This is a genomic window from Paramaledivibacter caminithermalis DSM 15212, assembly GCF_900142245.1.
Taxonomy (GTDB): Bacteria; Bacillota; Clostridia; order Peptostreptococcales; family Caminicellaceae; genus Paramaledivibacter; species Paramaledivibacter caminithermalis.
In genome coordinates this window covers 24,521-48,192 of the sequence record NZ_FRAG01000020.1, presented here as the reverse complement: position 1 = coordinate 48,192, position 23,672 = coordinate 24,521, and the positions used below count along the sequence as shown (strand labels likewise).

Below are 23,672 nucleotides of genomic sequence, written 5' to 3'. Positions count from 1 at the left end.
ATTATCTACTATTCCTAAAATTAAAATATTAAAGGAGTAGATTTTTATGGCTGATGAAACTGTTGGCAGCGTTACTACTGTAAACGTAGACGTTTCATGTCAAGATCAAAATACTGATTGCATAGAACATCGTTGTGCAAAGGTTTTTGGAAAAACTTTAGAGGGATGTACAAATAACACTGTTGACATAGATGCTATTCAAGATGTAGTAGCAAAAATTCCTGTTGTTTTAGCAGAGCTTAATGTACAAATTAATATAAGCTCATTTATTAAACTCCCTGAACCAGCTTTAGAAATTAAAAATATTAAAAAAAGACTCAAGATTGTCCAATGCAGACTTTTGCAAAATACCAATATGTTATTCATCAAGGGCTTTGTTCGTAAAAACATAGACTATTCTACAAAACATTGTTCAAATTATAAAAGCGTTTGTGGTGACCTAAGACACTGTACAGTTGATATTCCTTTTGAATGTACAACTCCTGTAACCTTCAATGGAACTGAACCAGCAGATGTTATATTTAATACAAATTCTGAATTCGAATATTTCAATACAGAAAAATTACCAAGTCAATTTCCTGAAAAAGAAAGGTTATTGTCAGGCGACCTTTCAGAATTTAATCAAATAAGCACAGAATATTTCAATGAAATTCCTTATTGTGAATTAATCAATAGTAAAATAGTTGAGTTTGATGAATATATAAACCGTGAACCTATTTGCGAACCTTCTCCATTTGAAGAAAAAGAATTTGACAAAATTGAAGAAAAAATGGTGATTTACCTTACACTCAAGATTTTACAAAAACGTCAAGTTAGAATTTGCTAATATCATAATCCTATCTCTTTAAAAGTATCTAGATTTTATCTAGATACTTTTTCTGAACTAATTCTTGTTATTTTCATATTATGTATTAGATGGTAAAATGTGAAGATCCTATAATAAAATATTATTATTTTAATAGGGAGATGAATATAATTGACCTCTATCAATAAAAATTATACAGATAATTTAATAAAAGAAACTACTAAAGTCCTAAATACCTTCCCAAATAAGCCTATTACTATAAATTCTATTTCATCAGGTGTAATATCAGACATACCTGTATTACTAGCAACACTTATGGTTGAATTATCTATCAATCATTTGATCGAACTCCCTGAAAATGCTATTAGTATTAATAGCATTAAAAATAACATTGTTTTAACCTCATGCAAATTTTTGAAAGAATCCAGTGTTCTTTTCCTAAATGGCTTTATTCGCAAAAAAATATATTATGCTTCAAAAGCATATAAAAACTTAAGATACTATAAAATAGATATACCATTTAAATGTACAACAACTGTTATACTTGATAAATCCAAAGCTTCACAAATAGTAAATAATAATAATAAAGCTAATGTTAAACCTTCAGAAAAAAACAAAATATTATCTGATACATTAGATTTCAATAAAGTATTTGATGAAAACTTTGATAAGCAACCATTCTGTGAATTAATCAGTAGCAAAATTACTGAAAACTGTAAATATGTATATATAGATAATAAAGGGGATTTTATAAAACCTTTAACTATAAGAGAGATCACTCATTTAGATAGTAATATGTCTATCGTACTTGAAATTCAAATACTAAAAAATAAACAAGTATACATTAACCCATATTTTAATACTAAACAAAAACTTAGTCCCAATAATAGTAAATACCTTTGTGAAAAAAAGAACACGGAAGCTTCAGACATAGACTCTACTACACCTACAGTAAAAGAAAAGAATCTTCTGCTGATAGAAAAGGAATCTTCAAAAATTAATAAGAATAAATCCTATAGCAATAAGACTGATATAGTAGACAAACCTAGTGTATTTGATAAATTCCTTGAATCAAATAATAATCACAAGCTTGATCTAGATTATTTACTTAATTTCTATAATGAACCCTATGATGAACATGATGTAAAAGATAAATCTAATATATATGATAAAACTGATTTAAGTAATATATATAATAATAATTACTACAAAAACAACACAAAGTATAATTCAGACAATATCTATTATTCAAATAATTACAAGGCTACTACTTATAAAATATCAATTCTAATCTTATGTATATTCATATTTTGCAATATGAATAATCACAATATTCATTTATAAAAAAGAGTCCTCCTATACTAAGGTGAACTCATTTTATTGTACAGTATGATTAACCTAAAAAACTAAAATTCCTAAAACAACTATAATCATTATAGCCAATATGAATACCCCATACATCAAGCTGTTAAGATTAAATCTCAGAATCTCTAAAATATCTGAAAATGTTGTAAATTCATTTTTATTATTTTTTCTTACTAATACATTAGGCTTCTTTATTTTTAGATTTTCTATAGCTTTGCTAGGTTTTTTTACTTTAATTCCACTTAAAGCTTTAAGTGAATTAGATACATACATTACAAGATTAATTATTCCTCTATCAATCACTTTAAATATCATAGAACTTGATCTGTATAAAAATCTTGCTACAGGTATATATAAATGTCTCTCTAAGCTAAACCATTTCAAGGAAGGGTTAACATACACTGGTTCTCCATTTTCTTCTTTTCTTAAATATCTACTTATAAACCCAATAAATATGATAAATCCAAAGCCTATTGTAATCATTGAACTTTTAATATTATGGATATTATAAAAGTGAGGCTCAATATGCTCGTGTGCATTAAATAGCACCATAGTACCTTCAAGTACCTTAAGGATTATATTAGGTCTAAGTCCTATATATATTATAACTACACTCAGAGCAACCATTGGAATCATTGCTCTTTTCTTTAAATGATGCTTATATTGTCCTTTATATTTATCGCTTTTTTCCATAAATACTGCAACAAATATTTTTAATAAATATGCTACAGTGAAGCTGCTGCTTATGGTAAATATAACTTCAGCTACATTAAACCACATATTATGGTACATATGATGTGCCTCAGCTAAAGCTTCATGTAAAAGAGTTTTACTAATGAAACCATTAAATCCAGGCATACCTATTATGGCAAACAAACCTATTAGAAATAATATTTTAAGTATATTCTTGTGTTTCCCAAAGCCTCTTATAGCATTAATACTAAGCTCATGAAGTATCATATAGATTACTCCTGCACAAAGAAATAACAATACCTTAAACAGTGCATGATTAAATATATGATATAGTGTTGCATATACTGCTATAGCATTATGCTCCTTTAAAAGCCCTATAAGCCCGATTCCCATAAGTATATACCCTATCTGACTCATACTGCTATAGGCAAGTATTCTTTTAATATTTCTTTGGAACATAGCTAAAAAACCGCCAAGAAACATATTTATAAAACCTATTATTAATATAACAGTTGAAAGAACCATATCCCCATTCATCATTATTGAAACAACTACTATGATTCCAAAAATCCCTGTTTTAACAAGTATTCCAGATAAAATAGCACTTGCTGGTGTAGGTGCTGCGGGATGTGCCTTTGGAAGCCATACATGTAGTGGTACTATACTAGCTTTCACACCAAATCCTATTATCAATAAAGCAGATATTAAATACTTAATATTACCTAAATCCTTCATTGCCATGGATAATGGGCGTATATCTACAGTCCCAAGATAATCATATAAAAGGAACAGCCCCATGAGGAGAATTAATCCTCCTATTATTGCCATGGAAATATATGATCTTCCAGCCTCATGGGCATATTCATCTTCATCATGTATTACCAATGCATATGAAGTGAATGACATTATTTCAAAAAAAGTAAAAAGATTTATAAGATTCTCTGATAAAAATATTCCTATAGTGCTTCCCAAAGTAAGCATGAAGAATGCATAATATCTATTTCTATTTTTATACCTTATAAGGTATTGAGTTGAATATATAGTAGTTAAAAACCATATGAGGGATGTTACCCATATAAATATATATCTAAATATATCTAACTTTAAAGATAAACCTATACCCATGATATCTGGAATAAATAATTCCACTGGACCTGTAGCTATTCTTTTAAAAATTAAATTTATTATTAAGAACTCTGCTCCTGTTAATAAAATATTGAATGTATCTCTATATGCTTCACTTTTTCTACCTATTAACCAACCTATAAGGGAACCAAGCATAGGTAAAAGCAGAATAGCTATAATAGTATTTTTATATATCATTTTACATCTCCCCTCATTTTCTTCATAACCTTTAAACTATTCCTTTAACAATATCTTCAATCAAGTGTAATACTATGTTTGGAAAAAGCCCTAAAGTTACAACAATTGCTGTTAATGTTACTATCGGTATAAGCATAGACAAAGGTGGTTCCTTTTTTATTATTTTTTTCTCTTCGCCGGGGAAAAATGCTGTTATTACTATTGGAAGTAGATATCCTGCTGTAAGCATTGCACTTACCAATAAAATGACTGCAAACAAAATCTTGTTCTCTTCAAGCCCTCCTAATGCTAAATACCATTTACTTACAAAACCATTTGTAGGAGGTATCCCAACTAAAGAAATTGCTGATATAGCAAAGCATCCCATTGTTATTGGCATTTCTTTACCTATTCCCTTTATCTCATTTATATATTTTTTTTCTGTCATAAAATATATTGCTCCAACACAGAAAAACAAGGTTATTTTTATTACTGCATGATTAACAAGATGTAAAAGCCCCCCAGTAAGCGACTCTTCATTTAACAACACAATTCCAAGAAGTATATATCCAAGCTGACTTACTGTAGAATATGCAAGTCTCTTTTTTAAGTTGTCTTGATGAAGGGCAAGTAATGAACCCATTAATATTGTCAGTACAACCAGTATACTTATATAATAATTTCCACGTATTTCATAAAGAACTTCTGATCCAAATATAAAATAGCTTACTCTTATAAGTGCAAATATGCCAGATTTTACAACTGCTACAGCATGTAATAGAGAGCTTACTGGAGTTGGTGCAACCATTGCCGCAGGAAGCCAAGAATGTAGAGGAACTAATGCAGCTTTTACTCCAAAGCCAATAAACATTATCATGTATATTATCAATAGTAAATCTTTGTTATCTAAGGTTAAACCTTGTAGTATCCCAAACTCCATGAATGTTACACTATTAGTTAAAGTGAAAATTAGAATAATACCCAAAAGAGCTAGTGTCGCTCCTCCAAAGGAATAAATTAGATACTTTCTTCCAACCCTTAATGCTTCCTTACTACCACTATGAATTACAAGTGGAAAGGTTGCTAAAGTTAGATATTCATAAAAAATATATAGAGTAAATAAATTTCCTGAAAATGCAATCCCTACAGTAACTCCTAATGTTAACATGAAGTATAAAAAGAATCTCTTTTCCTTTCCTTCATGAGGCATATAGACAAAGGAATAGAAGGCTGTAAATATCCATAGTATAGATGCTAATAAAACAAACAATATACCAAGCTTATCTATTCTAAAATATATATCAAGAAGATTATTTATTTTTATCAAGTGAAAATCCATAGACTGATTAGTAGATAATAGAGCAATTATAAACACAAGATTTAATACTATAACAGTTCCAATATATATATTTCTTCTTTTATTATTTTTAAATTTTATAATTCCCATTATCAATGCCGCTATTTGCGGAAATAAAATAGGAAAAAGTATCAAAGAATTTTTCAAATCTTTTACCTCCGTATGCTTAAGATTTCTAAAATACTTCTACTCCATTACTAATCATTTCTATTATTTTATTAGATGACGCTCCTAGGATTAATGCAGCTATAATTAAAACTAATATGGGCATCAGCTCTTTTATTGTTTTTTCCTTTGATTTGAATACCTTACCTTCTAAATTTTCTTCACCAAAATATCCATTAATAACTATCGGAAAATAATATAAAGCATTCAACAAACTACTTATTAGTATTACAACTACAAAAATACTTTTCCCACCTTTAATACTACCTATTGCAAAGTTGAACTTGCTAATAAATCCTGGAAGAATAGGTATACCTACCATGGAAAGAGCACTTACAGTGAATAATCCAAGTGTTATAGGCATTTCCTTACCTATACCCTTCAAAGCAAAAAGCTTTTTCTGTCCAGTTTTTTCTATCATTGATCCGACAGTTAAAAATAATGCAGATTTTATAATAGCATGATTCAATATATGAAAAAATGTAGATACAAGACCAATAGTATTACCAAGTCCTATACCAAAAAATATATACCCCATTTGAGCTACACTTGAATATGCAATGACTCTCTTTATGTCCTTCTGAAGTATGGCTAAGATAGAGCCCATTATCATACCTAAACTACCAAGTATTAAGACCATAAATAATAATATAGGAAACTGACTGATTATCTCTTCTCCAAACATTCTATATAAAATCTTTATATAGAAAATTACATAAGCCTTAAGAACAAGAGCTGAGAGCATGGCACTTGAAGTAGAAGGAGCATTTGAATGGGCATCAGGAAGCCATACATGAAGTGGATACATTGCACTTTTTATTCCTAACCCAATTGTAAAAAGTCCTAAAGAAATCAATATACTATTCTCATACGCCATAAAGGTCTGTGAAAGTTCCTTATTAATAAATGTCATATTTAGATTACCAGTTATTGAATAAATAAAAGCTATTCCCATTAATACTAAACCAGAACCTACACTACTTAATATCAAATATTTAAGAGTAGCCTTTATATTTTCTTTTTTGTCTTTTACTACTATTATGCCACAAGCTGCTATAGCACTTACTTCTATAAAAACAAAAGCATTAAATAAATCATTTGTATATACTATACCAAGCAAAGCTCCAACTAGTATATTTATAAGAGTATAATAAAAGCAGACCTTATTATCCTTTATTTCCTTTTCAATAGTATAGACTGAATACCATGATATTACGAAAGCAACAGAGGTTAATAGTAATGACATTATAGCTTCTAAAATACCTATGCTTAGTTCTATTCCCCATGGTGAGTCCCAATGACCCACCCTATATAAAAATGTACCATATCTATTTACATATACTAATGTTATAAGTGATAATACTGATGAAATACCTATGGTCATTAAGCTAAAGGCTTTATTATATATCTTATTTTTAAGTAAAGGCATAATAAATGCACCTATAAACAAAATCAATATAATCACTAGAGGAAAATTTTTAGCTACATCCATTCTATTCACCCCTTATTCTCATAATTTCATCAAGCTCTACTGTACCATATTTCTCATAAAGTTTGATTGTTAAGGCTAATGCAAAGGCTGTTATGCTTACAGCTACTACTATTCCCGTAAGCATTAATGCAGTAGGTACTGGATTGATATATCCCTGTATCCCCTTATGAACTCCTCTTATTATAGGTGCTTCCTTTCCATATATATATCCCTTAGAAATAAAGAAAAGAAATATTGCTGTATCCATTATATTCATACCAATGATTTTCTTAATAAGATTACTATGAAGTAATAATGTAACAAAGCCTACTCCAAACAATATAATAGAAGCTGTTTCATAATAATTAGTTAATAATTTTTCCATAGCTATATTTCTCCTTCATAAAACAAGCAAAATAAAAAATATATAGTAATAGCTACCACTATTCCAACTGCAATATTTAAGGGAAGAATATATCCCCCTGATAATATACTTCCAGGACTACCTAATGAAATTTGAGGAGCATGTATATGGGCGCCTCCTGTTATAAAGCTGTACCCCTTTAGAACTCCATAAAATATAAGGGAGCCACAGGTTAATCTCATAAGCCTTTTAAATCCTAATTTTTTTGCTGCCTTCTTATTACCGAATATTATTCTATATAAAATTAAACTTGTTCCAATAATAGTTCCACCTGCAAAACCACCCCCAGGTGATAGATGTCCAAAAAAAATAACATAGATACCAAATATCTGTATAATGGGTATTAGAATCTTGCCTATTTCTATTAAAACTATAGTATTCATTTAAACCTCCACCTATTGTAGCTTTTATATTGTTATGGATTTGCACTATTTAGTATGCTAGAAGCTCACAACTAACAGGCTTAAATCCTTCATACATGTCAAAACTCAAGCTTTTTTTAGTACAATAAGAGCAGCTATGATACCTGTAAATAATACAGTAGCTTCTCCAAAGGTATCAAATGCTCTATAGTCTAAAATAATACCAGTAACTATATTTAAGGCCCCTGTATCTTCTACTACATTTTCTATATATCTGTGAGCAACATAATTATTTGCTGGATTATCTTCTTTACCAAATGCAGGAAGTTCATTTACTCCCATAAGTAAAATTATTATTATAATTACAGTTAACGTGATTGCAGCTATTTTTTTCATTTATTTCTCACCCCTAATTCTTCTTAACGCAAGAACAAATAAAAGGGTCGTTATACCTGCACCAACTGCCGCTTCAGTTATAGCAAGGTCTGGGGCATTAAGCTGCTGCCATAAAATTGCCATAACAAGACTGTATGCCATAAATACTATTACAGCTCCAAGTAAGTTCTTTGTGGCTGATACTGCTATAGAGCATCCAATTAAAAATATAAGCATAATTATGCTAAATATGTTCATTTCTTCCTCACTCCATTTGATTTTCTCTAATTTTTCCTTTATGATAAGCTTTTGCAATTAAATGCGTTGCCGTAGGTGCCGTGATCCATAAAAAAACTATAATTAATAATAGCTTAAAACTCGAAAAATTTAATCCATTATAAAGCATCAATGCAAATAAACAAAGAACTGCCCCTAATGTATCACACTTTGCTGCACTATGGGCCCTAGTATATAAATCTGGAAATCTTAATATACCTATCGTTCCAACCAATAGAAAAAACAATCCTCCTGATAGAGCAATCCATATAAATATAGTTTTCACTGTCTCTCCCTCCTATTGGTTTCTATACTATTTGATATTATAATAGAAGCGATAAAACTAATAAGAGCATATACTAGCACCACATCCAAAAAATATGATTCCTTAAGTATAAAAGAAATAATAGATATGAGTACAACAGTTTTTGTACCTATAACATTTATTGCAATCAATCTATCAGCTGGATTAGGTCCCTTTATTGCTCTAATAGTACATAATAATATAGTTAAGCTTAAAAAAACTGAAGAAAAAATTAGAAGTTTTTCTACCATCATCACTGCTCCTCTATCTTCAAAAGTAATTCTTCAAACTTAGAATTTTTTACACCTGTTATTTGATTCTTTGTAATACAATGTACAGTAAATTCATCATTTTTAACTTCTATAGTTAATGTTCCTGGAGTTAAAGTTATAGAGTTTGCTAAAATTGTTTTTAATAAATCTCCTTTTAACCTTGTTTTAAATTTTATAATCCTTGGACTAATGTTTAACTCCCTACTTAAAACTATACTAGCTACATCAATACTTGCTATGACTATTTCCTTCATAAGCAAAAGTATATAACAAATAAACAATTTCCACCTTTTAATTAATTGGTAACGTTTTCCTATGTGACAGCTACTTTCTCCATTTTTGTTGAATAAATATATCATTATATTAATTAGCAAACCTATTAATAAAACTTGAAAATCTATTTTTTCTGCTAAAATAATCCAAAATATCATATATAAAACTAATGCTTTAATAGATATAATGTCTCTTTTCATAACTACCTCCAAAAGTTCAGATAAATTTTATAACTAGATACTTATATGATTTTGATAAATTAATAATTTATTTGAAATTCACTTAAGCCTTAAAGTTGTGTCTATTAAATATATATTTAAATTATATACTTCTACACATGTATACATGCAAGTTTTATGCCAACTTTTTTCTAAGTGCTTTATTCCTTGATCCTACTGGATTTCAGTTATTTCTTTTAAATAAAATAAGGAATTGTTTTTAAATAACAATCCCCTTTATCATAAAAATGTTCTATTTTGATACACTTTACCAAAATCAGCTAGCCTCTATATGTATCAATTTGATACATATGTCCTATTTTAGCACATGTTCTAATCCATATTTATATATTTTCCTATACAAAGAACTCCTACTTATGCCTAAATATCTAGACGCTAAAGCGATATTTCCACCAACCTCCTTAATAGTTTTCTCAATCGTAATTCTTTCAACCTCTTTTAAAGAAAAAAGTTTATTGCCTAAATCTAAAGATTTTGTCATATTATTTGTTTTCATATAATTAGGTAGGTTCTTATAACTAAGGATCTCATCATTTTCTAGTATATTTATTATTTGCTGCATAACATTTTGTAATTCTCTCACATTTCCAGGCCAATTATAGCCCATTAAGCCTCTAAAGAAGCTTTCATTTATACCTTTTACGTCTTTACCCATTTTATCAGAATATTTTTTTATAAAATACTCACTAAAAAGTCGTATATCTTCTTTTCTTTCTCTAAGTGCAGGTATTTTTATAGGCATTACATTTAATCTATAGTAAAGATCTTGCCTAAAATTTCCAAGTTCAACTTCCTTTTCTAAATCTTTATGGGTTGCCGCTATTACTCTAACATCTACTGGAATTACTTCATGTCCTCCTACTCTAACTACTTCTCTAGTTTCTAGAACTCTTAAAAGATTAGTTTGAGCATCTAAAGGCATATCTCCTATCTCATCTAAAAATATTGTTCCTCCATCAGCTAGTTCAAATTTTCCTGGATGGCCTCCCCTTTTAGCTCCAGTAAATGCTCCTTCAACATATCCAAATAATTCACTGGCTACAAGCTCCCTTGGTATAGCTCCACAATTTAGAAATATAAATGGCTTATTTCTCCTTGAACTGGCATTGTGTATAGATTGTGCAAACAATTCTTTTCCCGTACCACTTTCACCTTGAAGTAAAACAGTAGTATCATGCTTTGCACATTTTTTTGCTAAATTCACTGCTTCCTTTATGCTATGACTATTACCAAGAATATCACTGAATTTGAATCTCGCTTTAGCTCCAACTATTTTATTTACTAAACTATGAATCACCTTAGCCTCTTTAAATGTTATAACTACTCCTTCGAGATTATTTGTTTCAGGGTCATTTATTGGTGTTATGGTTGCAATACACGATAACTTTTTATTTCTTTTTAGCTTAAAATATATCTCTTCTTCTTCATATTTTCTTCCTCTTCTTATTGCCCTTACTATTCTATCCCTATAACCTTCACTTAATATGAAATCTATATTCTTTCCAATTAAATCTTTTTCATTTAATGCTAGAAGCTTTCTTGCAAATAAATTAGTATCTGTTATTATTCCTTCCTTGTTTATGCAAATTAACCCCTCAGATATAGATTCCATTATTGCATAAAAATGCTTATTAGCAATCTCTAATTGCTTATTAATAAGATCTAACTTTAATTGATTTTCTATTGCTTCTGCCGATGCCACTACCATTCCTAACGTATGTGAATGAACTTTTTGGTAAGGACCTGTCATACTTAATATTCCCAATATCTCTCCTTTATCATTCCTTATTGGGCAAGCAGAAGAACTCCAGTTATGATATTGTTTACAAAAATGTTCTGACCCAATGATTTGTATAGGCTTTCCTGTATACAAAGCAGTTCCTATTGCATTTGTTCCTATTACTTCCTCCTTTACATTGCATCCCTTATTAATATTTAATATCTCAAATTTAGGGACTAAATAGTTATCACCAATACATTCAAGAACATATCCATCTTTATCAGTTAATCTAACGAGTAGTCCAGAATGTCCTACAATCTTGTGCAAACTATTCATAAAGGGTTTAGCTATTTTTAATAAGGGCATAAATTCTTCATATTTTTCCTCTATTTCTTCTTCATCTAAATCTATTTTGACTTTTTCTGTAAATGGATTTACACCATAGTTTTTGCTTCTTATCCATGACTCAGCAACAAAATCTCTTAAAACTTCTTTTTTTAATTTTCCTTTTATGATAAATAGCTCCCAAGCCTTATTGATCTCTTCATTTTTTAATAATAAATCTTTTACAGGCAATAATATCCCCCCTATAGTCTTTGTTTAATATTACTATAAATTATGTAAATCATCAATTATATAAGATTTACATAGTAAAACTTAATTTATACATATCAAAATATCCAAAACTTTCGGGGATTTTTGATATGTATAAATTAACTGTTTTACTTGAATATCTATAGGGTTTTAAGTAAAGACTTTAATTTATACGTATTTTTTTTTTATGAAGGGGAAAACTTTTTGTAGATAAGTTAATTGTATAATCCAAAAAAATTAATTCCTTGCATAATACAAATTAAGGAAGGTGCATTATATTGAATGTGACATCTAATAACTCAAATAGTACCATAAACATAAATAGTCCATTAGCTACTTCATATTTTTCCAATATGTTTCTATCTCATCTTAAAAATTCTTATACTAATGAGCATGATGAAATAATAATTCTTTGTATAGGTACAGATAGATCCACAGGAGATTCCTTAGGTCCATTAACTGGATATAAAATGCAAAAAGTACTAAGTAGATTCAAGAATGTTTACGTTTATGGTACCCTAAATGATCCTGTCCATGCTAAAAACTTAGAAGAAAATATTAAAAAAATCTATTCATCCCACAAAAAACCATTTATTATTGCAATTGATGCATGTCTTGGTAAAGTCGATAGAGTAGGATATTTAACCGTATCTCATGGACCCATAAAACCTGGAGCTGGAGTAAAAAAAAATCTTCCTTTAGTTGGAGATATGCATATAACTGGTATAGTTAATCTAGGAGGTTTTATGGAATATATTGTTCTTCAAAATACAAGATTAAGCCTAGTAATGAATATGGCAGAAACAATTTCCAGTGCAATATATTTAGGACTTTGGAAATTTATAAGAGAAATTGATGCAAAAAAAGAGCAGTTTAATCTAAGTTAGCTGCTCTTGTCTAAAATATTGAGGTATAGCTTCTATTTTTAATTATATTTTCGATTTCATCTAGAGTTTTATTTCTTACATCTACTATAAAAGCTCCATTATTCATGTCAATAACATTATCAAACATGTTTAAATAACTTAAAGAACCATTATCGCTATTATATAATATAGCATCAACATACCCATCATATGAATCATCAACTATGCTATATCCTCTTTTTATAAGACTATCTTTGATATCATTCGGTATATTATTTACTGCTATAGTTTTCTTCATTACAAAACACCTCCTATACATATTTTTCCTAAGAGGTGCCTTAATTATTCATTAACTTTTATAAAATAAATCTATTTAGAGCCTATTTGTCTTATGTTAATGCTTATTTTATGGAACAATAAATTCTATACATGCTTTCTCCACTTTAATCTCAACAGGAGTAGTACCAATTATATCTCCATCAGCGTTCAATAACAATGACTCATCACCTAATATCTTTACTTCTTTTCCTCTAAAAACTTCAACCTCTTTAAATTTTATATGTTTACCTTTAAAAACCGTAGAAAAAAGCAATGCAAATTTTAGCTTATTCATTTTATTAACTAGACAAATATCCAAAAGCCCATCTTCAAAATCAGCTGTAGGGTTTATTTTCATGCCTCCTCCATAATATTTACCATTACTTACTGCTACTAGTTCAATATTTCTTCTTATTTTTTTCCCATCTATAAAAATATCCACTTCTTTATTCTTATATTTTAATAAAGTTTTAAAAACGCCCAAAAAATATGCTGATGGTCCAGAAATATACTTTTTAATTTTTTCTGTTTCTTTAACTATCTCAGCATCAATACCGACACTTGAACAATTTAAATAATATCTGTTATTTGCTTTTCCAATATCTATTTTTTTTGTCTTTGAAATCTTTAAGGTTTTTAATATTTCATCATAGTCTTTAGATTTTTTAATCATCCTTACAAAATCATTTCCTGTTCCAGATGGTAATATACCAAGAATTGCTTTAGAACTACCAATACCATTTATAACCTCGTAGGCAGTCCCATCTCCTCCAACAGAAATTATATGGGTATATCCTTTCTCTACTGCATCTCTAGCTATTTTTTCTCCTTCACCTCTTGCATGAGTTATTCTTATATCGTAATCTATTTTATCTCTATCAAAACTTTCCTTTATTTTAGGAATTAATTCTAGCGTCCTACCCTTGCCAGCAATAGGATTTACTATAAACAGATATTTCTTCATGGTCCCCTCACTTATTTGAGCAAATTGCATAATTACCTTTTGCAAAAAACTATCTGATACATATAGTTTTAAATCCCCTAAGACTATACCATCGAGATATTTTATTCTAAATATATATAATGCATTAATAAACCTACATTTTGTTTTCTCAAATAGCCAATGCTTTTGAGAAAACAAAATGTAAATGGTTTATTGCAATTTATATAACTAAATTAAGAATAATATTTGCATATACAATTTCCTCATTTAATTTCTCTGATGTTTTTTGTAGCTAATTTTCTTTTCTACTCATATCATTAGAATTATATCCAAGGTTTATCTAAAACAAAAAATATTCTTGCTTTCTTCCTTATTACATTTATGGATATTTAAGATTGTTTATTAAATTTTTAGATGTTTCACATGAAACTTTTTCATTCCTAAGGACCTCAAACTTTTCTTGCAAAAAATTTGCATGGTTGAAGTAAATTAAAATAGAGGTCTAGAAGGAAAATTGAACCTATCACCAGTAAAATATTGATGCAAATTGCTTTCTTTTAAAACTTAATAGAAAGACCCTAGTACTTGCAACTTGGAACATATAACTTGCAGCTAAAATGCGTCGTCAGGCGCCTTTGTCATGACAATGCTACTCCCTTATTCCATTTCTTCACAAATTTTTTTAATAGCCTCTAAAGCTCTATCTATATCTTGTTTTGTATTAAAATAGCCTATACTAAAGCGAATTGTACCTTGTTCAAATGTTCCTAATGTTTTATGTGCCAGTGGTGCACAATGCAAACCTGATCTCACTGCAATATTAAAGGCCTGATCCAATATATAACTCACTTCAGATGAATCTAAATCTCCAATATTTATTGAAATTACTGAGGCTTTTCTTTTGATATCCTTTGGTCCATATATTATAACTTCATTAATCTTTTCTAAGCCATTTATCATGTATTCAGTAAGTTCTTCCTCATGTTTCCTTATATTATCTATACCTATATTTAAAATATATTTTATACCCGCTCCTAAACCTGCAATACCTGGAGTATTTGGAGTACCGCTTTCATATCTATCAGGAATTATTTCAGGCTGCAATAAAGATTCAGATTTACTTCCTGTTCCTCCTTCTTTCATATGTCTAAGCTTAATTCCTTCTCTAATATAAAGAGCTCCTGTTCCTTGAGGGCCCATAAGTCCTTTATGTCCTGGAAAAGCCAATAAATCAATGTTCATCTTTTTAACATCTATATTATATACTCCTGCTGTTTGTGCAGCATCAACTAATAGAAGTATACTATTTTCCTTAGCTATTTTACTGATTTTTTCTATTGGCATCAAGGAACCAGTAACATTTGAAGCATGGGTTATAGCTATCAGCTTAGTATTTTTCTTAATAGCACTTTTTAGTTTATCAACTTTTATTATACCTTCATCATCACATTCTACAATTGTATTCTCTACACCTATTTCCTCTAAAGCTTTTATTGGTCTTATTACGGAGTTATGCTCCATTCCTGAAGTTATAACATGATCACCCTTACTAAGTATACCTTTTATAGCAAGATTTAAAGAATCTGTCGCATTATATGTGAAAATTATCTGCATTGGATTGTCTATATTGAAAAGCTGACAGATCAATTCACGAGTTTCATATATAATTCTTCCTGCTTTTAAGGCTAATTTATGACCTGATCTTCCTGGATTAGCACCATATTCTCTCAGGCATTTATCTACCGCTTCATAAACTTCCTTAGGTTTTGGAAAAGATGTAGCCGCATTATCTAAATAGATCATTAAACCACTTCCTTCTAAATTATAAAATTATTAAATTAACTTCTTGTGCTAATTAATTAAATTTTTTGCTTATAAAATACCTTAGAGAGTTTTAATATTTCATTTGAGTGATTTGTATGAACCTGTTTTTTACCTTCAAAACAATATAAAAAAACAGGTTTATTACATGAGCGAAAAGTAAATATTAAAACTCTAGTGATATAAACTAGCACAATAGGTTAATTTAATCGTATATATCTTCTTTCTTTATTACCATGCTGTTTAATATATAATTTAATGTTTTTCCTTCTAAAAAAATATCCTTCCTTCCATAACTATAACAGCTTTTCCTCCAACTTTTATGACTAAATCATTCTCATCTCGTATTGCTTCAACATATATCTGACTAGGTCTTTTCATAAAATAACCTTGCTCACAAACAATATCTACCCTTTCATCAATTCCTATTATACCATTGTTTATTAAATAAGCACATAACGCTCCATTAGATGTCCCTGTAGCAGCTTCTTCATTTATACCAACAGCAGGAGCAAAATTCCTACATGAAATTACTCTTTTATCATAATCTTTTATAGTAAATGCATGTACTCCAATAGTATTAGTATTCCTATTATACTCCTTTAATTTTTCAAAATCGGGATTTATATTTTTTAATATATCTATATTTTTTACAGGAAGTATTATATCAATAAGCCCTGTTGTATAGGACATAGGTAATACCTTAAAACCTTTTATTCCAATGTCACTATTACTAATTCCCATAATATTTGCTATTTCATGGATGTTATCCACAGTAGAAATATGTTTTGGTTTTTTTTGTGTCATAATAATTCTTTGTACTTGATTTCCTTTAAAATAAATTTCTATAGGCAATATCCCTGCTAAAGTCTTTTGTTTTACTAATACTTTACTACTATTTGATTCTATTAAACCCTTATTTGCTAGAACAAAAAAAGCTGCAATAGTTGCATGCCCACATAGCTCTATTTCTTTCCATGGGGTGAAAAATCTTATTTCATAATCATACTCTTTTCCCTTCGCCTTTTTCACGAATGCTGTTTCAGAAAGAGCCATTTCTTTTGCTATATTGAACATCTGATTTTCATCTAAATCATCAGCATCTAATACAACACCTGCTGGATTTCCTCCAAAGGGTATATTAGTAAACGCATCTACTTGATAGAATTTTTTTTCCATATAAAAACCCTTTCCTATATAGATTTCCAATAGTAAAACTTAATTTAACTTCCTGTGCTAGTTAATTAAATTTTTTGTTTATAAAATACCTTAGAGAGCTTTAATATTTCATTTGAGTGATTTTTATAAACCTGTTTTCACCTTCAAAACAATATAAAAAAACAGGTTTATTACATGAGCGAAAAGTAAATATTAAAACTCTAGTGATATAAACTAGCACAATAGGTTAATTTATACATATAGAGCTTTTGAGGATTTTTGATGTTTACAAATTAACTTTTTTACTGGAATATCTATACTAACTTTCAATGCTCTCAATAGAAGCTAGCATAACAAATTTCTTAATAAAAATGTATGCCTTCTCTTAAATCAATTCCCACTATATTTTAAAACATTATTAAGTGTTTCATGTGAAACATTTACTTCTTTAGGAATTCAATGATTCGCTCTAGATCTTCAGCACTATAATATTCTATTTCAATCTTTCCTTTTTTCTTGCCATTAATGATGTTAACCTTAGTACCAAGTATCTCTTTTAAGCTTTCCTCTATATAAATAATACTGCTATCCCTTTTTTTATTATTCTTTTTCTTGGCTTCTTTATTTTTATTAATTAATCCAGAAACAAGCTTTTCTGTTTCTCTTACAGTTAAATTTTCTGAAATAATTTTAAAAGCGATTTTTCTTTGAAGTTTAGTATTTTCAATTCTTAAAAGCGCTCTTCCATGTCCTCCAGAAATTTTTCCTTCAATTATCATTTCCTTAATTTCATTATCTAAATTAAGAAGTCTAAGGATATTTGCAATATAAGGTCTACTTTTTCCTACTATTTTTCCTATTTTATCTTGAGTCATTCCAAACTCTTCATTCAACCTTTTATATGCCAAAGCCTCTTCAATTTCATTTAAATCTTCCCTTTGTAAGTTTTCAATCAATGATAACTCCATTAATTTTTCATCATCTAATTCCTTTATTATACAAGGAATCTCTTTTAAATCACTATTTTTAGCTGCACGCCATCTTCTCTCACCAGCAACAATTTCATATCCATTTTCAAGTTTTCTAACAATGATAGGTTGAATTATTCCATGATTTAATATTGATTCTTCTAAGGATTTGATTTTTTCTTTATTAAAATATTTTCTTGGTTGATTCATATTCGGCTTTATATCATCTATATTTATTATCCTAATACTCTCTTTAGACTTTTTTTCTTTATCTAATATATTATCTCCAAAATTTTGAGGAATAAGAGCATCCAAACCCTTGCCTAATCCCCTTTTAGCTTTTGCCAATTAAATCACATCCTCTTCTAATTCTAAAAATTCGTCAGCAAGTTCACTGTATGCTTCTGCACCCTTTGATTTCGGGTCATAATCTATCACGGGCATACCATGGCTAGGTGCTTCAGCTAATCTTACGTTTCTAGGTATAATTGTTCTATAAACTTTTCCTTTAAAATATTTCTTTACTTCTTCAACTACTTGTATGGAAAGATTAGTTCTTCCATCAAACATACTTAAAACTACTCCTTGAATTTCTAGTGTTGGATTTAAATTTTTTCTTACTAATTGTATTGTATTCATTAGTTGACTTACACCTTCCAATGCATAATACTCACATTGAATAGGTATTATAACACTATCAACACCTGTCAAAGAATTAATAGTTAAAAGTCCCAAAGAAGGAGGACAATCAACAAAAATATAGTCATATTCATCTCTTATTTTTTTTATCATATTTTTAAATCTAAATTCTCTTTGAGACATGTTAGTAAGCTCTATCTCCGCTCCAGCCAATTGCACATTTGAAGGTATAATATCAATATTTTTAAAACCAGTGCTAATAATACATTTTTTTATATCATCATTATTCATTAATGCATCGTAAATATTATATTCCGTACTATTTTTGTCTATGCCGAATCCACTAGTAGTATTACCTTGAGGGTCTATATCAATTATAAGTACCTTTTTACCTTTCATTGCAATACAAGCACTTAAGTTTACATTGGTAGTTGTTTTACCTACTCCACCTTTTTGATTAAATAAGGCCATTACTTTTCCCACTTTAATCACTCCCCTTTAAGGTTATAAAAGTATTAAATTCTTAATATACCTAAAACACTGTTAACTTTATTAGTATTTTATGTATAAAAAAAATAAATAATATCAGAACCTACTTTTTTACATAACCTTTAGTATTTAATAATATATTTTCTTCTCTTTTATAGACTATTCCTTCTTTAAATTCATATATTTTTAAAAAAATAAATTGATTTATTATGTGTTATTAAAAATTTAAACATATTCTTCATTGAGAAATTTGCATAATTAAAACTAATAATTTTCAAATATAATACACAGATAACTTTCTTGACTTACTCTACTACATTTTGTACTTTAAAATCCTTTAAATTCATTTTTTTATAATAAAATTTAACATAATGGGATTTTATAATAATATGATATAAATATGGAGAGTATAAATCGATACTTATTATAACTTCGGGAGGAACATTAATGTGGAAAATAATATTTACTTCATTTTGGATAGTTTTTATTGCCGAATTAGGAGATAAAACACAGCTCCAAACAATGTTACTAGCCACACAAACAAAATCTATTTGGGGAGTTTTTATAGGTGCATCCTTAGCCCTTGTTCTTAGTGCATTAATAGGTGTTCTAGCCAGTACATATATAACAAAATTAATACCACCTAGCTATCTTCAGTTTGCAGCAGGTAGTGCTTTTATAATCATCGGTATACTTACTCTATTAGATAAAATATAATATAAATATATTTTTTATGATTTATATAGCATAATTATTGAAATTTACCTTATAAATTTAAAAAGGTCATAGTTTTTTCTACGACCTCTTATTTCTTCTTAGGTATTTTTACAACAACTTCTATATAATCTCCCTTATCAGCCTGTTTATACTCAGCATCTAGACCCGTATCTCTTATTGCTTTATAGGCATTCTTTAGAGTATTTAAATAAATCCTGAAATTTAAAGCACTTTTTATAGATTGTCTTTTTTCTGGTTCAGCAGGTTTATTTAATTCTTCAAGGGTATCTTTTATTAACTTTTCAGTCTTCTTAACATTCATACCTTTTTTAATTACTATTTCTAATATCTCTTTTCTAACTTTTTCATTAGGTAATTTTAATAATGCTCTTCCATGTCTTTCAGTCAATTTATGTTCTATTAGTAGATTTTTTATTTCATCAGATAACTTTAAAATCCTCAGCTTATTAGCTATAGTAGATTGGTTTTTTCCTACTTTCTCAGCTAATTCCTGCTGGGTAAGTCCATACTCACTTATCAATCTATGATATCCTTGAGCCTCTTCAATAAAATTTAAATCTTCTCTTTGAAGATTTTCTATCAAAGCAATTACAGCAGAATCCTCATCATTCATATCAACAACTATAACTGGAATCACATCTAATCCCGCTAATTTTGAAGCCTTTAATCTTCTTTCACCAGCAACTAGTTCAAATGTATCATCTTTCTTCTTTCTTACACTAATTGGTTGAATAACACCATAGGCTTTTATTGAAGACGAAAGTTCCTCTAGACTTTCATCAGAGAATATTTTTCTTGGCTGATGAGGATTTGGCTTGATATCATCAATAGATAAATAAGTAATTTTATTTTTCAAACTCACATTTTCCATTATCCACGTCCCCTTATATTAATACTTCCTAACTAAATATTCGTCATAAATACTATACTTCCTTCTTATTTTTTTATCTAAATTTAAAATTTGAAGTGGTTATTTCCTTTTAACTTTATTTTGTTACAATTCCTATCTATAGATATTCCAGTAAAACAATTAATTTAGACACATCAAAAATCCTCAAAAGCTCTGGGTATTTTGATATGTATAAATTAAGTTTTACTATTGGAAATCTATATTATTGGCTTTTTAGTAGGAATACCAGCTTTTCTAGGATATTTTGGGGGAGTTTTTTTGATTTTTTTTATAAGCACTAAAGAATGTTTAATTTCAGTAAAGGGCAACTTAACATCAAATGTGTCAACTATTTCGCCTCCAAGAATACTAACTGCTTTTTCTGATTTTAAAACTTCTTCATAAGCTTTTGGACCTTTTTGAGCTATAAAATATCCATTAACCTTTACAAATGGAAGGCAATATTCACTTAAGATGCTTAAATCAGCAACAGCTCTAGCAACTGCCACATCATATTTTTCCCTATATTCTTCTTTTTTCCCATAATCCTCAGCTCTGCCATGTAGTAATTCAACATTTTTTAAATTAGTACTATCACAAACTGATTCCAGATATTTAATCCTTTTATTTAAGGAATCTAATAAAGTAATGTTTAAATCCTCATAGTAAATTTTTAAAGGAATTCCTGGAAAGCCTGCTCCTGTACCTACATCAATTATCTTTGATCCATGCTTAATAATACCAGTCATAAAGCATGTTAAAGAATCTAAAAAATGCTTTATCATGATCTCATTGTCTTCAGTTATACCCGTCAAGTTTATTTTTTTATTCCATTCAATTAATAAATCCTTATATATAGTAAATTTCTCAATCATTCTGTCATCTATATCTATATCTATTTCTTTACCACCTTTTTTCAATATATCTTTACTATTCATCCATACTTCCCTTCCTTCTTCTCTGTTGCTCTAAATATACTAATAGTACCGAAATATCTGCTGGAGAAACACCTGATATTCTTGAAGCTTGACCAACAGAAAGAGGTTTTATTTCATTAAGCTTTTGTCTAGCTTCTAATCTTAAACCTTCTATTTTCCCATAGTCTAAATGAGTAGGTAATTTTTTATTCTCTAGCTTCTTAAATTGATCAATTTGTTTTAATTGTTTACTTATATATCCTTCATATTTTATTTGTATATTACATTGTTTTTGAACATCTCTTCTTATATCAGGCCTGTTAATATCTATATCCTTTAAAATATCATAATCAAGCTCAGGTCTCTTAATAAGATCATATAAAGATATACTGCTATTAATCTTTGAACTATTATATTTCTCTAAAAAAACATTAGCTTCACTTGGTTTGATATATGTTTTTTTTAATCTTTCCATTTCTTTTTCAATCTGTAACTTTCTATTGATATACCTTTCATATCTATCTTTTGTTACCAATCCAATTTTATATCCCTTTTCAGTTAACCTAAGATCAGCGTTATCTTGTCTAAGTATCAACCTGTATTCAGCTCTAGAAGTCATCATCCTATAGGGTTCATTTGTTCCTTTCGTAACGAGATCATCAATTAATACACCTATGTATGCCTCAGATCTATCTAATATAAAGGGTCCTTCCCCTCTAATCTTTAATACTGCATTTATTCCAGCCATAAGTCCCTGTGCAGCAGCTTCTTCATAACCCGATGAACCATTAAATTGACCTGCAGAAAATAAGTTCTCAATCTCTTTAAATTCTAAGGATAATTTTAATTCAGTAGGATCTATACAATCATATTCTATTGCGTAGGCTGGTCTCATAATCTTAACTTCTTCAAGTCCAGGTATAGTACTTAAAAAAGATATTTGAACATCTTCAGGCAAGCTTGTTGACATCCCCTGTACATACATTTCATTCGTATTTAATCCTTCTGGTTCTATAAATAATTGATGTCTATTTTTATCAGCAAATCTAACAATCTTATCTTCTATGGATGGACAATACCTTGGTCCTGTTCCCTCAATCTTTCCACTATACATAGCAGATCTATGAAGATTTTTATATATAATTCTATGGGTTTCTCCATTTGTATATGTAAGCCAACAAGGTACTTGTTCCTTTTTTAGTTCATCATTCATAAATGAAAAGGGTACTATTTCTTCATCTCCTGGCTGCTTTTCCATTTTACTAAAATCAATACTCTTTTTATCTATTCTTGCTGGTGTTCCTGTTTTAAACCTTTTAAGTTTAATATCGGCTTTTTTTAGACTCTCTGTAAGTTTTAATGATGGTGCTAAACCATTAGGTCCACTTTCAAAGCTGGATTGCCCAATAAATATTTTTCCTCCTAAGTATGTACCTGTAGCTAATATAACAGCCTTACTATAATATATAGCTCCAGCCCTTAAAACCACACCTTTTGCTTTATTATCTTCAATTATTACTTCAATAACTTCACCCTGTTTTACATCTAAATTTGGTTCATTCTCTAACACCTTTTTCATTTCAGTATGATATAAATGTTTGTCTGCTTGAGCTCTTAAAGAGTGTACAGCTGGACCCTTGGCTGTATTTAACATTCTGCTTTGAATAAAGGCTTTATCAATATTTAACCCCATCTCACCACCTAAAGCATCAATTTCTCTTACAAGATGACCCTTTCCTGTTCCTCCGATAGATGGATTACAGGGCATCATTGCTATAGAATCAAGGTTGATGGATAATATTAAAGTTTTTTCTCCCATTCTTGCAGCAGCCAATGCAGCCTCTGAACCAGCATGTCCAGCCCCAACAACTATGACATCATATCTTCCCGCTTCAAATCTTTCAGTCATAAATTTAACCTCCATGAATT

General features: G+C 29.0%; 24 protein-coding genes. 4 read left to right on the top strand and 20 right to left on the bottom strand.

Annotated features, from left to right (window positions below; all coding sequences use genetic code 11):
* The first annotated feature begins 46 nt into the window (after positions 1-46).
* Together BUB36_RS09480 and BUB36_RS09475 are read left to right on the top strand one after the other, a co-directional pair.
* Positions 47-826: a CsxC family protein gene (locus BUB36_RS09480; protein WP_073149345.1), complete on the top strand. Its 780-nt coding sequence runs from the start codon at positions 47-49 to the stop codon at positions 824-826.
* 150 nt (positions 827-976) lie between these two features.
* Positions 977-2,149 carry a hypothetical protein gene (locus tag BUB36_RS09475; RefSeq protein ID WP_073149343.1) on the top strand — a complete coding sequence of 391 codons (1,173 nt, stop codon included), beginning with the start codon at positions 977-979 and terminating at the stop codon, positions 2,147-2,149.
* 54 nt (positions 2,150-2,203) lie between these two features.
* On the opposite strand, the gene BUB36_RS09470 is transcribed toward BUB36_RS09475, so the two are convergent.
* The 11 genes from BUB36_RS09470 to BUB36_RS09420 form a co-directional block, all read right to left on the bottom strand.
* Entirely contained in the window at positions 2,204-4,186 is a 1,983-nt protein-coding gene (locus BUB36_RS09470) for a complex I subunit 5 family protein (protein WP_073149341.1), read from the bottom strand.
* Positions 4,187-4,217: 31 nt separating this feature from the next.
* The gene (locus tag BUB36_RS09465) at positions 4,218-5,669 is read right to left on the bottom strand and encodes a monovalent cation/H+ antiporter subunit D family protein (RefSeq protein ID WP_073149339.1); all 1,452 of its coding nucleotides are present in this window, start codon (positions 5,667-5,669) and stop codon (positions 4,218-4,220) included.
* Positions 5,670-5,697: 28 nt separating this feature from the next.
* Complete coding sequence (locus BUB36_RS09460) at positions 5,698-7,179, bottom strand: complex I subunit 5 family protein (protein ID WP_073149337.1); 1,482 nt, start codon at positions 7,177-7,179, stop codon at positions 5,698-5,700.
* 1 nt (position 7,180) lies between these two features.
* Positions 7,181-7,543 carry a sodium:proton antiporter gene (locus tag BUB36_RS09455; RefSeq protein WP_073149335.1) on the bottom strand — a complete coding sequence of 121 codons (363 nt, stop codon included), beginning with the start codon at positions 7,541-7,543 and terminating at the stop codon, positions 7,181-7,183.
* Positions 7,544-7,545: 2 nt separating this feature from the next.
* Complete coding sequence (locus BUB36_RS09450; protein WP_073149332.1) at positions 7,546-7,965, bottom strand: MnhB domain-containing protein; 420 nt, start codon at positions 7,963-7,965, stop codon at positions 7,546-7,548.
* A gap of 105 nt (positions 7,966-8,070) precedes the next feature.
* Positions 8,071-8,340, bottom strand: a complete 270-nt coding sequence (gene mbhE, locus BUB36_RS09445) for a hydrogen gas-evolving membrane-bound hydrogenase subunit E (RefSeq protein ID WP_073149331.1) — start codon at positions 8,338-8,340, stop codon at positions 8,071-8,073.
* Positions 8,341-8,577 carry a hydrogenase subunit MbhD domain-containing protein gene (locus tag BUB36_RS09440; protein WP_207550790.1) on the bottom strand — a complete coding sequence of 79 codons (237 nt, stop codon included), beginning with the start codon at positions 8,575-8,577 and terminating at the stop codon, positions 8,341-8,343.
* A gap of 7 nt (positions 8,578-8,584) precedes the next feature.
* Positions 8,585-8,881, bottom strand: a complete 297-nt coding sequence (gene mnhG, locus BUB36_RS09435; protein WP_242655750.1) for a monovalent cation/H(+) antiporter subunit G — start codon at positions 8,879-8,881, stop codon at positions 8,585-8,587.
* Positions 8,878-9,153, bottom strand: a complete 276-nt coding sequence (locus tag BUB36_RS09430; RefSeq protein ID WP_084111906.1) for a monovalent cation/H+ antiporter complex subunit F — start codon at positions 9,151-9,153, stop codon at positions 8,878-8,880. The genes mnhG and BUB36_RS09430 overlap by 4 nt, the downstream gene beginning before the upstream one ends.
* Positions 9,153-9,644 carry a Na+/H+ antiporter subunit E gene (locus BUB36_RS09425; RefSeq protein ID WP_073149326.1) on the bottom strand — a complete coding sequence of 164 codons (492 nt, stop codon included), beginning with the start codon at positions 9,642-9,644 and terminating at the stop codon, positions 9,153-9,155. The genes BUB36_RS09430 and BUB36_RS09425 overlap by 1 nt, the downstream gene beginning before the upstream one ends.
* 334 nt (positions 9,645-9,978) lie before the next feature.
* Entirely contained in the window at positions 9,979-11,979 is a 2,001-nt protein-coding gene (locus tag BUB36_RS09420) for a sigma-54-dependent Fis family transcriptional regulator (RefSeq protein ID WP_084111904.1), read from the bottom strand.
* 302 nt (positions 11,980-12,281) lie between these two features.
* Between BUB36_RS09420 and yyaC the strand changes: the two genes are divergently transcribed.
* Positions 12,282-12,884, top strand: a complete 603-nt coding sequence (gene yyaC / locus BUB36_RS09415; RefSeq protein ID WP_106406496.1) for a spore protease YyaC — start codon at positions 12,282-12,284, stop codon at positions 12,882-12,884.
* A 10-nt stretch (positions 12,885-12,894) separates the two neighbouring features.
* Here the strand turns inward: yyaC and BUB36_RS09410 are convergent, their stop codons facing one another.
* From BUB36_RS09410 to BUB36_RS09385, 6 genes are all read right to left on the bottom strand, one after another.
* On the bottom strand, positions 12,895-13,161 hold the full coding sequence (locus BUB36_RS09410) for a YkuS family protein (RefSeq protein ID WP_073149322.1): 267 nt from the start codon (positions 13,159-13,161) through the stop codon (positions 12,895-12,897).
* 108 nt (positions 13,162-13,269) lie between these two features.
* Positions 13,270-14,145 carry a diacylglycerol/lipid kinase family protein gene (locus BUB36_RS09405; protein WP_073149383.1) on the bottom strand — a complete coding sequence of 292 codons (876 nt, stop codon included), beginning with the start codon at positions 14,143-14,145 and terminating at the stop codon, positions 13,270-13,272.
* Positions 14,146-14,781: 636 nt separating this feature from the next.
* Positions 14,782-15,927 (bottom strand): aminotransferase class V-fold PLP-dependent enzyme, encoded by a 1,146-nt coding sequence (locus BUB36_RS09400; RefSeq protein WP_073149320.1) that lies wholly within the window; start codon positions 15,925-15,927, stop codon positions 14,782-14,784.
* A gap of 288 nt (positions 15,928-16,215) precedes the next feature.
* Positions 16,216-17,124: a PhzF family phenazine biosynthesis protein gene (locus BUB36_RS09395; protein WP_073149381.1), complete on the bottom strand. Its 909-nt coding sequence runs from the start codon at positions 17,122-17,124 to the stop codon at positions 16,216-16,218.
* Positions 17,125-17,543: 419 nt separating this feature from the next.
* Entirely contained in the window at positions 17,544-18,419 is an 876-nt protein-coding gene (locus BUB36_RS09390; RefSeq protein WP_073149318.1) for a ParB/RepB/Spo0J family partition protein, read from the bottom strand.
* On the bottom strand, positions 18,420-19,193 hold the full coding sequence (locus BUB36_RS09385; protein WP_073149316.1) for a ParA family protein: 774 nt from the start codon (positions 19,191-19,193) through the stop codon (positions 18,420-18,422). It abuts the gene before it with no gap.
* Positions 19,194-19,646: 453 nt separating this feature from the next.
* On the opposite strand from BUB36_RS09385, the gene BUB36_RS09380 reads away from it, so the two are divergent.
* Positions 19,647-19,916, top strand: a complete 270-nt coding sequence (locus BUB36_RS09380; RefSeq protein ID WP_073149314.1) for a TMEM165/GDT1 family protein — start codon at positions 19,647-19,649, stop codon at positions 19,914-19,916.
* Positions 19,917-20,004: 88 nt separating this feature from the next.
* Here BUB36_RS09380 and noc read toward each other — a convergent pair whose 3' ends face one another.
* The 3 genes from noc to mnmG all read right to left on the bottom strand — a co-directional run bounded on the left by noc (position 20,005) and on the right by mnmG (position 23,652).
* On the bottom strand, positions 20,005-20,808 hold the full coding sequence (gene noc, locus BUB36_RS09375) for a nucleoid occlusion protein (RefSeq protein ID WP_073149312.1): 804 nt from the start codon (positions 20,806-20,808) through the stop codon (positions 20,005-20,007).
* Positions 20,809-21,044: 236 nt separating this feature from the next.
* On the bottom strand, positions 21,045-21,764 hold the full coding sequence (gene rsmG / locus BUB36_RS09370) for a 16S rRNA (guanine(527)-N(7))-methyltransferase RsmG (RefSeq protein WP_073149310.1): 720 nt from the start codon (positions 21,762-21,764) through the stop codon (positions 21,045-21,047).
* Positions 21,757-23,652 (bottom strand): tRNA uridine-5-carboxymethylaminomethyl(34) synthesis enzyme MnmG, encoded by a 1,896-nt coding sequence (gene mnmG, locus BUB36_RS09365; protein ID WP_073149308.1) that lies wholly within the window; start codon positions 23,650-23,652, stop codon positions 21,757-21,759. The genes rsmG and mnmG overlap by 8 nt, the downstream gene beginning before the upstream one ends.
* Positions 23,653-23,672 lie beyond the last annotated feature (20 nt).